11 protein-coding genes are annotated in these 9,572 nt (G+C 46.4%); 7 read left to right on the top strand and 4 right to left on the bottom strand.

Annotated features, from left to right (window positions below):
* The 3 genes from LDL35_RS12380 to LDL35_RS12390 form a co-directional block, all read left to right on the top strand.
* Nucleotides 1-1,059, top strand: a 1,059-nt coding sequence (locus LDL35_RS12380; RefSeq protein ID WP_304022860.1) for an ABC transporter permease, incomplete at its 5' end; no start/stop codon positions are given.
* 46 nt (nucleotides 1,060-1,105) lie between these two features.
* A complete protein-coding gene (locus LDL35_RS12385; RefSeq protein WP_304022863.1) occupies nucleotides 1,106-2,728 on the top strand; it encodes a tetratricopeptide repeat protein in 1,623 nt (540 codons plus the stop codon).
* Nucleotides 2,729-2,760: 32 nt separating this feature from the next.
* A complete protein-coding gene (locus LDL35_RS12390; protein ID WP_304022878.1) occupies nucleotides 2,761-4,023 on the top strand; it encodes an amidohydrolase in 1,263 nt (420 codons plus the stop codon).
* A 32-nt stretch (nucleotides 4,024-4,055) separates the two neighbouring features.
* On the opposite strand, the gene LDL35_RS12395 is transcribed toward LDL35_RS12390, so the two are convergent.
* Nucleotides 4,056-4,409 (bottom strand): hypothetical protein, encoded by a 354-nt coding sequence (locus LDL35_RS12395; RefSeq protein WP_304022866.1) that lies wholly within the window; start codon nucleotides 4,407-4,409, stop codon nucleotides 4,056-4,058.
* Here LDL35_RS12395 and LDL35_RS12400 point away from each other — a divergent pair.
* The 4 genes from LDL35_RS12400 to LDL35_RS12405 are packed head-to-tail and all read left to right on the top strand — an operon-like array spanning nucleotide 4,408 to nucleotide 5,020.
* Complete coding sequence (locus LDL35_RS12400; protein ID WP_304022868.1) at nucleotides 4,408-4,536, top strand: hypothetical protein; 129 nt, start codon at nucleotides 4,408-4,410, stop codon at nucleotides 4,534-4,536. The genes LDL35_RS12395 and LDL35_RS12400 overlap by 2 nt on opposite strands.
* A gap of 15 nt (nucleotides 4,537-4,551) precedes the next feature.
* Nucleotides 4,552-4,686 (top strand): PAS domain S-box protein, encoded by a 135-nt coding sequence (locus tag LDL35_RS15415; protein ID WP_369694929.1) that lies wholly within the window; start codon nucleotides 4,552-4,554, stop codon nucleotides 4,684-4,686.
* Nucleotides 4,687-4,734: 48 nt separating this feature from the next.
* Entirely contained in the window at nucleotides 4,735-4,884 is a 150-nt protein-coding gene (locus tag LDL35_RS15420; protein WP_369694930.1) for a hypothetical protein, read from the top strand.
* A complete protein-coding gene (locus LDL35_RS12405; RefSeq protein ID WP_304022870.1) occupies nucleotides 4,829-5,020 on the top strand; it encodes a hypothetical protein in 192 nt (63 codons plus the stop codon). The genes LDL35_RS15420 and LDL35_RS12405 overlap by 56 nt, the downstream gene beginning before the upstream one ends.
* A gap of 93 nt (nucleotides 5,021-5,113) precedes the next feature.
* On the opposite strand, the gene LDL35_RS12410 is transcribed toward LDL35_RS12405, so the two are convergent.
* The 3 genes from LDL35_RS12410 to LDL35_RS12420 form a co-directional block, all read right to left on the bottom strand.
* Entirely contained in the window at nucleotides 5,114-6,478 is a 1,365-nt protein-coding gene (locus LDL35_RS12410; RefSeq protein WP_304022872.1) for a PFL family protein, read from the bottom strand.
* Between the two features lie 11 nt (nucleotides 6,479-6,489).
* Entirely contained in the window at nucleotides 6,490-6,762 is a 273-nt protein-coding gene (locus tag LDL35_RS12415; protein ID WP_304022874.1) for an ACT domain-containing protein, read from the bottom strand.
* Between the two features lie 170 nt (nucleotides 6,763-6,932).
* A complete protein-coding gene (locus LDL35_RS12420) occupies nucleotides 6,933-9,329 on the bottom strand; it encodes an ABC transporter substrate-binding protein (RefSeq protein ID WP_304022876.1) in 2,397 nt (798 codons plus the stop codon).
* Between the last annotated feature and the right edge of the window lie 243 nt (nucleotides 9,330-9,572).

Raw genomic sequence — 9,572 nt, forward strand, 5'->3', positions numbered from 1 at the left:
GTCGAGAATATGGAACTGATGAAGATATCTGACCAGTGGAAAGCCTATGACAGTTTTATCATCACATCAGATTATGATAATGCAATGAAACAAGGGAAAGATGCTCTCATCACCGAAAAACAGGTGATGGAAATTCGTCGTGCGGTCCCTGACCATCTGGTTATCCCGACATATACAAGCTCTTTCTTCCAGCCAAAGTTAAAAAAGGAATATCTGGGTGCTATGGTCATGGGAATAACACCCACGGACCTTGCACAAGTGACAGATATGGAATCAGGAACACTCCCCAGATCAGGAACAGAAGTGGTGGTTGGAGCATTAACGGCGATGCAGAAGAATATCAAACCGGGGTCCATGATCACCTTTGTAAAAAAGAATCCGGGAGGAGAGGATGAAGAGTTCCCGCTCAGGGTCGTCGGGGTCCTTGTTATGACCAACCGGTGGGATATCTTTGTTGACAATTCCATCATCCCCTATGAACCCTGGCTTCGGGAAAACTCTGACTTTAAAGGGTACGACCAGGTACTTGTCAAAATGGATGATGTTTCTGAGATGAACGAAACTATGAAGGCCGTTTCAGATGAACTCAACAGACGTGCTTCTGAAATTACCCTCAACAACTTTAATGAATTCAGAGACCGTTTCCTAAAGGAGATGGAAGAAAAAGCAGCAACAACGACGGCCATAGCAGGAATATCGTTGGTTGTGGCCGGAGTTTCTATATTTAATGTGATGGTCATGTCGGTCATGGAGCGGTACCGGGAGATAGGAGTGCTGAGGTCTATCGGGACCAGAAGGGGGAGTATCCTTTCTATGTTCATCTACGAATCCCTGCTCCTTGGCTTAATCGGATCAGGAATCGGTGGAGGATGCAGCCTTGTGCTTGGGTATCTGTATGCTGACATGATAGGGGCCATGAACTATTTTTCAGATCCGACAACCCTTATGCAGATTCCTTATGCCATGAGTTTCGGAATTGCAATCAGCCTTGTATCCGGTCTATATCCGGCCGTGAAGGCATCACGACTCAACCCGATTGAAGCATTGAGGTACGAATAGAGTATAACAGGTAAACCCCTTAACGGTTGAAAAATCTGGAGGAGAAATGTCATCAATTACAAACACCCAATCGATGAGAAGAGCGATAACGAGCAATCCTGCCGTGTGCATCATTTTACTAATTCTTTTATTCCTGCCCGCCCCAATACTGGCAGCGGATGATAAATCAGACTCAGGCTCTGGATCTGTTGATCCTTATTTACTGAATACATTCGCAGCATCTCATATTCAGGTTGCCAATATCTCTCTTGACCCGTCCATCCTTATGCCGGGAGATATTGCAACGGCAACCATTCTGATGGAGAATACGGGCAAGGACTTGCCGGTTGCGATATCAGATGCACTGGTCGTCTCAAAAGATCTGAAGATTCTGACCGGGATCTATGAGAAGGTCGGAACTATCGGACCAGGGAACCGGCTGCCCTTAACCTTTACCATGCAGGCAGGCATAACACCCGGAATATACTACCCCGTGTTCACTGCTTCATTCAGAGGGGCTCATTTTATCCGGCTGCCGTTCCCGGTCATTGTCCAGGATACACCGGTCCTCCTGACGGTATTCTCAAAACCTGATACCTGGGTGGAGGATAAACGAAACCAGGTCGTCCTCACTGTCATGAACCCCCGTGACAACCCGGTCTCAAGTGTGCAGGTAACCCCCGCAGAATCGATCCATGAGATCATGCCTGCATCAAGTTATATTGGTGTGTTAGACCCGGACATTCCCATCCAAATCCCATTCAATATCACCCCGCACGGGAATGAACCGGTGCAGTTCATCGTGCAATACAAAAACGGGATAAACCTGCATAACTCATCAGTCAGCGTGCCGATCTCAACCGGGACGAGCAAAAAACAGGCTGACCTCTTTGTTTCAAATATTGAAATAACTCCAGGAATGGAGTATGTAACCGTCAAGGGGGATGTGACAAATGCAGGTCTTGAGGCAGCGAATGCTGTGGTTGTAACGGTGCAGGATCCTGCCCGGGCAGTCTACCCGTATAAGCAATATGGCGTAGGTCTCTTAAAACCATCAGATTTTGCAAGTTTTCAGGTGACATTCAAACCCTCACCAAATGCAACTACAGAAAACCTTCTTACCTCATTTAAGGATGCAGACGGGAGGATAATCAGCACAGAGACACCACTCGATCTGACCGGCGTCACTGCTCTTTCAGATCTGGATCTGATGGATCCTGCCCTTATGGGACCTGAACCATCCGGTATTCTTCCGCCCGGAACAGAAACAATTGCCGGGATTGCGGGCGGGATTGGAATTGGTATCGGACTGATGTATCTGTACACGCGACGAAAAAACCGGTCCAGCCAGAAAACCTGCATGAACCGAAAAAACAAGGTACAAAACGCTGAATCTTCGATGACATTGGAGGACTCTGATAACGGGGGAGATGTTGATGGCGGCTCTGCATATGCCGGGGGAATGGCATTTTACAAGCAGGGAGATTATAAGAAGGCTGCAGAGGAGTTTTTCTCGGTCACTGAGGCGGATCCATCCAATGACAAGGCATGGAATGCATATGGAATCTGTCTTACCAAACTTTCAGAGTATGCAAGTGCGGAGAGATGTTATGAGAATGCCTTAAAGATTCAACCGGATAATCAGAGTTATCAGAAGAATAGGGACATAAACCGGAAAAAGATGAAATAATTAAATCTTTAACCCTCCTTTTTTTATTTCGGATTGAACGGGATGCAGAGGGCAATCCAACAGGAGTTCTTCGGGAGATGGCCGCTTCAAACCTGGTGACAAGTAAGGTCCCTCCCCTGACGATAGCCCAGATCAAAGAGATGCTTGAGAAAATACTCCCGAAAGCGGCAGCAGCAGGTATTACGACGGCAGATGATGCAGCAGTCTCACCAGAGATCATCTCCGCATTTGCCGACCTTGAAGATGAAGGGAAATTACCGGTCAGGGTATTTGGTGAGATCGTCGCCCTTCCTGAACTTGGGGTAGAAGAGATCCCCCTCATGGAAGCGGAGAGGAGCATCTTTTATCCGGGTTATCCAGCAATAGAAGAAGGATATTCCTACATTGATGATCTTCCCGGACTTCTGGATGGAGAATCACAGTATAATGTTACCATCAGCACCATCCATGATTATTCTGATGATGAAGGATTATTTAGATTTCAAACCGGAAAACTATTCCTTGACGGGGTTATTGAGGGACATACCGGGTATCTCATCGAACCCTATGCAGACGAGCCTTCAACCTACGGGACGATAAACTGGGACGTGAATAAGTTCCAGGATATGATTGAGGCTCTTGACTCCTTAGGATTTCAGATAGACATCCATGCCATCGGGGATGGAGCCGTCAGGATGTGTCTTGATGCATATCAGAACGCACAGGAGAAGAACGGAGTCAGGGATTCACGGCATAAAATCTCTCATATCCAGCTCATTGATCCAACGGATGTTCATCGGATCCATGATTTGGGGATAATTGCCGCATTGCAACCGAACTGGTTCTATTACGATGAAAACTTTGACCATGTATCCCTTCCCTATCTCGGAGAAGAACGGGCTCACCGGATGTACTCACTGAAAACAATCCTTGATAGCGGGGGGATGGTAGCATTTGGAACCGATTACCCGGTAGGAACTGATTATTTGACCTATAATCCGCTGGACGGTATCAGGACCGCAGTTACCCGGCTTCCCCTGCCCCCGGACTCACCCATAACCGAGCCATACCGTCCGGAACAACTTATTGATCTGAAAACCGCCATTGAAGCATACACCTACTGGGGAGCATATACCAACTTCATGGAGAACAGTACAGGAACCCTTGAGAAGGGAACAATCGCAGACATAGTCGTTCTGGATACGGACCTCTTCTCGCTACCATTCGAAGATATAAACAAGGCAAAAGTTGTTGCTACCTATCTTGAAGGGAAAAAGGTATTTACAGATACCGAATTTACTGCAGATACTGCATAATAATTCTCTCTTTTTTTGAAAGAGCCTATCCATCAGAGAATATCCAGTTCTCTCAGTAATTCCTGACTTGTAATAGCAGTAAGCCGGTCAGGTATATACCTCTGGTATGAGCATTCCCTAAGCACGGAAGCGGTCTCCTTATGAATTCCTTTAGTCAGATCCTCTATGATAGTCACTTTGGCACCCCGTGCAAGCCACCCTTCCATAGCAAACCGGTTACAGAAGTCAGATGCCACCCCAAACAAAGTTACCTCGATATTCGCGGGATCATGCTCCGGGGCGATAGAATGGATAAAGGAGTCCCGGGGGATTGCCTGTCCGGGATGATAAGGATCATCAACAAAGTAAAACAGGGATTCATATGCAATTTTCCGGTCAGGATTCATGATGGATATTACCAGAGAAAAAGAACTGGAACGGGAACTGACATATCATGAAAGAGAACTCATCAGATATTCAGAGGAATTGTCCCGTGATAGAGAGGAACGAAAAAAATTTGAGACGTTGCTTTGAGAGAAGAGTGAGGAACTGGATCGGTTTTTCACCTCCGCACCGGACCTATTGTGTATCACGAATACGAAAGGAGAATTTGTCAGGGTAAACCCGGAGTGGGAACGAGTGCTTGGATATTCAATTGGAGACCTTGAAGGGAAGATCTTTTAATATTTTGTCCATCCCGATGACCTGGAAAAGACACTTGCTGCGATCCGAATCCTTGCAGATCAGGAAGAAATAGCCGATTTTGAGAACCGGTACCGGAGCACGGACGGGACGTACCGGTGGATTGAATGGAGATCAAAGCCACATGACGACCTTATTTATGCCGCAGCACGGGATATTTACGGACCGAAAGCAGATTAAAGATGCAATCAGCCAGTCAAACCAGAAACTCATACTCCTTACCGGTCTTTCAATCAGGGAGACTGGAGAAGAAGGAAAAGGGGTTGGTTTGAAATTATCGTCCCGGATAGGAAATGGAGAAGAAAGTAAGCATTGAACATATGCCATCCATGACCCTGTCTTATGTTTTAGCACCTCTTTTTCTGATATCTTTAAAAAATGAGGGGGATTTTGCTAAAGCCCCAATAAATTAATTTTTAAAACTATGAATCGGTGCCGGAATCCGTCCACCCCGGTTGATAAATTTACTGCAGTCAAAGGTATTCACCTGCTGGACTGGAGCATGTCCCAGGAGTCCGCCAAACTCCACCATGTCTCCGACATCCTTGCCGATAACCGGAATGAGCCTCACTGCAGTTGTTTTCTGATTAATCATCCCAATAGCCGCTTCATCTGCAATAATCCCGGCTATGGTGGATGCAGGGGTTTTTCCAGGAATTGCTATCATATCAAGGCCGACTGAACAGACACAGGTCATTGCCTCAAGTTTCTCTAGTGTAAGGGACCCACGGATAACAGCATCAATCATCCCCTGGTCCTCACTCACCGGAATAAATGCACCACTGAGTCCACCAACAAAGGAACTTGCCATCACTCCTCCTTTCTTGACCTGGTCATTGAGCAGGGCAAGAGCAGCAGTCGTTCCCGGTGCACCAACCGATTCAAGTCCCATCTCTTCAAGGATCTCAGCAACACTGTCCCCCACCGACGGGGTTGGTGCAAGTGACAGATCAACAATACCAAAGGGTATTCCCAGACGCTCTGATGCGACCTGGGCAACGAGTTGTCCGACCCGGGTTACCTTAAATGCTGTTTTCTTGACCGTCTCACATAAGATTTCGAAATCTTTCCCCCTGACGCTCTCAAGGGCATGCTTGACAACTCCCGGACCACTGACACCCACGTGAATGACGGCATCTGCCTCAGATATTCCATGAAATGCACCGGCCATGAAGGGATTATCATCAGGAGCATTGCAGAAGACGACCAGTTTTGCACAGCCGAGGGAGTTTTGTTCCTTTGTTGCCTCTGCGGTCTCTTTGACGATCTCTCCCATGAGCCGGACAGCATCCATATTTATCCCCGTCTTTGTCGAACCAATATTCACCGAACTGCAGACCCGTTCGGTTGCCGACAGGGCCAGCGGTATTGATCTGATGAGCAGTTCATCAGTCCGGGTCATTCCTTTTGAAACGATAGCCGAATATCCGCCGATGAAGTTGACACCCATATCTGCTGCGGCTTTATCGAGGGTTTGTGCAATTGACACGAAATCGTCAGGAGTAGAGCAGGCAGGTCCGGCGATGAGTGCAATGGGGGTTACTGATATTCTCTTATTGACGATGGGTATACCGTATTCGAGTTCTATCTCTCTCCCGGTGGAGACCAGGTTTCTGGCAAGCCGGGTTATTTTTGCATATATCTTCTGGTTTAAGGCATCGAGGGAAGCGTCAACGCAGTCAAGAAGACTGATACCCAGCGTAATGGTCCGGACATCAAGCTTCTCCTGCTCGATCATATTGTTTGTCTCATTTACCTCAAGGATATTTATCATGGGATTTCCTGTTAAATTCGATGCATCTTTGTAAAAATATCTTCACGCTGGCACCGTATCTTCACTCCGATCTCATCACCGAGTACATCAAGATCAGTTACCATCTCTGAGAAGGGTTTTGATGAGCGGTCGGTATCCACGATCATCATCATGTTAAAGTACCCCTGGACGATCGTCTGAGAGATATCCTCAACGTTAATCTGGTTATTTGCCAGATAGGTACACACTTTTGCGATGATTCCAACGGTGTCCTTTCCGACTACCGTGATAATTGTTTTGCTCATAATCCAATCAGACTTATTCATTTAGTTTTCATAGGGGATTATAGTTGTAGCACCGAGAAGGGCTCAATAAGAGATGAATATTACACAACAAAGAGGGAAGAACATCTGATTTTTTAGATCTGGATGAGAACTACTTAAAAAAAGTATTATCCCCGGTAGGTATAACCGGATCATTCACTAACGATCTTCAGTTCATCAGGAAATGCCTTGATATCCCGGTAATAGGCTACAGGGATCCATACAGGCCCGTCTGATCTTTCCGCAACCTTATAGAAAGCATAAAAACTGTTTGACTGGTCCTGGGCATCATTCATCACATACTGTTCACCAATACCCATCGCACCATAGGGGTTGTTTATTATATTCCACAGTTCTTCTGAAGGGGCATCGGGCCGTGTCATTGCATAGGCATTCATTGCTATCCAGGCAGCATCATAACCGGATATCTCATTCCATCCGGCATTTCCTTTTATAGCCCGTGAAAGGTATGCAACGCCGACATGTCTCATCGGAATGAAGAGCTGGTCTGCAGCACTGTCAAAGTTGGCACAGGTCAGATTTGTCTGTATAGCCACAGATACCGCATTTTCTGACTGTAATAAATCCCTGCTTTGCGACACACCGTCACCACTGTACCATGCAACAGACGTGAGTGGCCCTTCCTTTACTGCTTCAAGCATTGAGATGATCTCATCAGTGCCAATCACTACCACCGCAGTACCCTCATACCCGGCAGTCTCTACAGCTGCGGCGGCCTCATCCAGAAGAGGGGTAAAATCAGTCTCATTTGCTCTATAACTGAAACTATCTATACTTCCGGTAAAGGTTTCAGAGAGAGCATTAGAAAAGTCCTGGCCATATATGTCATCACGATACAGAACCACCAGATGGTTTTTCCCTTGCTCCCCCATCAATCGGACCATGGCTTTTACCAGATGCGAATCATCCGGACTTAGACGATAGATGAAATCATCTGAATCAGAGAGAGATATGGCAGTGCTCCGGGTTGCAAGAAGTATAATGTTGTTTTCTCGTGCATATTCCTGAACCGCGGATAATTCCTCACTAATTCCGCCGAATATAATGAGATTTACTCCGTTCTCGTGCAGGGACCTGACCTGCTCAAATGCGACCGCTGCATCACTTTCTGAATCACGGATATCACTTGAAAAACGGATGTTCAGACCAAGTGCTTTTGAATAATAGGTATTTGCATGTTCAATAGCGAGTTTAATCGCTTGTTCTGCACCGGTACCCATCTCTCCATTGACTCCGGTAATAGGCAAAACCGCTCCTATGACGATATCACCAGATTCCTGGGTAAATTTCCCATCTGCATCGGTGATGAACATCCCTGAAGTCTTGCTGCTGATAAACATCCCGTCAAGATTCCAGTAGATCTCACCATTACTGCCCTTCGTGACGGTGAATCGGGCGTATTTGGCAGACGGGAGATCCCCATATTCATTCAACGTGGTTAGCTGATTGAATAGATTCCCACCTCTTTCAAATAATGCCCGGAGATTGGTTTTATAGGTATCAATGTCTGCATGAGGATCAAGACGATATGTTTCAGCTACAAACCATAATGCATCCCATACCGGCAGAGCATCGGGAGATGGAGCATGTCCTAGTTCACCACTCATAAGCCCGGTTGCCAGCATCAGAGGAACAAGGGTAAGGGTTTCTTCACATGCAAATGCAACTCCTTCAAGTCTCGTTTTAGCGGCGAACTCTGCAGCGTCGCTATTTTTCAGGATACCTGCCTCACGAATGATACTGTCTCCTGAAAACCACTTATACTCACTGAGCGGGCTATCAATACCGGCAGTTGAGAAGATTCCGGTTGCATGAGATTCAGTCCCGATCAGTAAAATTGCCCCGATATCTTTCGGCAAACCTACTGCAGCTTCTTCAATCTCCTGGACCAGAGCATCATGGACGGAGAGTTTAGGATCATACGGTATCGAACCTACTATCCTGAATCCATAGGCCGGATCAGAAGCTTTTTCAATTATAGCGGCATTTAATCCGGACCCATATTCATCGTCCATGTATACGGTCAGAACCTCGGTGATGTTCTTTTGCTTCATCAGAAGGGCCAGAGCTTCAGCCTGGTTCTCATCATTTGGAACCATCCGAAAGAGATTGTCATCAAGGGAGAGCGAAACTGCTGAGCTTGACGGAGCGATGAGCAGCATATCATTCTCATTGGCATAGGGAACCATTGCAGCAGCTTCTTCACTGCTTGAAGGACCAATAACCACCATAACCCCTTTTTCATGAAGTTTTTTCAGGGCATTTACGGCTTTCTCCGGATCACTGCTGCTATCTTCAATCAGAAGTTCAACCTGAAGATTATCTGATGCGAGATACTCATTCAGGATATCCACTGACAAGTTCAGAGCTACTTCACTATCTCTTCCAAGAGTAGCCCACTGGCCGTCAAACGGTAACACCGCCCCTATCTGAATCGTTTTGAGATCATCAGATTGTACATCCTGCTCAATTCCCATCACAGGAAGGGATAATACCAGGAGAACCAGAAGAATCAGTACACCTTTCATAGGTAATCCAATTATGACGGTCCAATATTTAACATATGTGGTATCATAAGGAAAATCATGAGACACAGCATACATGTGATGAGATTTGGCCCATAATCATGCCAGCAGAAGATACCAATTATCAGTACAATCTCCTGTCAGATAACATCGAAGAAGCCTCATTTACATCCCGGAACGGTGAACCATACTGGATAGTACGCCACCCGCTCAAAAAACTCTACATTCGTCTGAACGAAACCGATT

The organism is Methanospirillum hungatei (assembly GCF_020216685.1).
Classification (GTDB): domain Archaea; phylum Halobacteriota; class Methanomicrobia; order Methanomicrobiales; family Methanospirillaceae; genus Methanospirillum; species Methanospirillum hungatei_B.

Excerpts from the sequence above, each read along its gene's own strand:
- LDL35_RS12420 (WP_304022876.1), bottom strand. The coding sequence starts at position 9,329 with ATGAAAGGTGTACTGATTCTTCTGGTTCTCCTGGTATTATCCCTTCCT.
- LDL35_RS12400 (WP_304022868.1), top strand. The coding sequence starts at position 4,408 with ATGATGGATATTACCAGAGAAAAAGAACTGGAACGGGAACTGACATAT.
- LDL35_RS12395 (WP_304022866.1), bottom strand. The coding sequence starts at position 4,409 with ATGAATCCTGACCGGAAAATTGCATATGAATCCCTGTTTTACTTTGTT.
- LDL35_RS12405 (WP_304022870.1), top strand. The coding sequence starts at position 4,829 with ATGACGACCTTATTTATGCCGCAGCACGGGATATTTACGGACCGAAAG.
- LDL35_RS12410 (WP_304022872.1), bottom strand. The coding sequence starts at position 6,478 with ATGATAAATATCCTTGAGGTAAATGAGACAAACAATATGATCGAGCAG.
- LDL35_RS12415 (WP_304022874.1), bottom strand. The coding sequence starts at position 6,762 with ATGAGCAAAACAATTATCACGGTAGTCGGAAAGGACACCGTTGGAATC.
- LDL35_RS12385 (WP_304022863.1), top strand. The coding sequence starts at position 1,106 with ATGTCATCAATTACAAACACCCAATCGATGAGAAGAGCGATAACGAGC.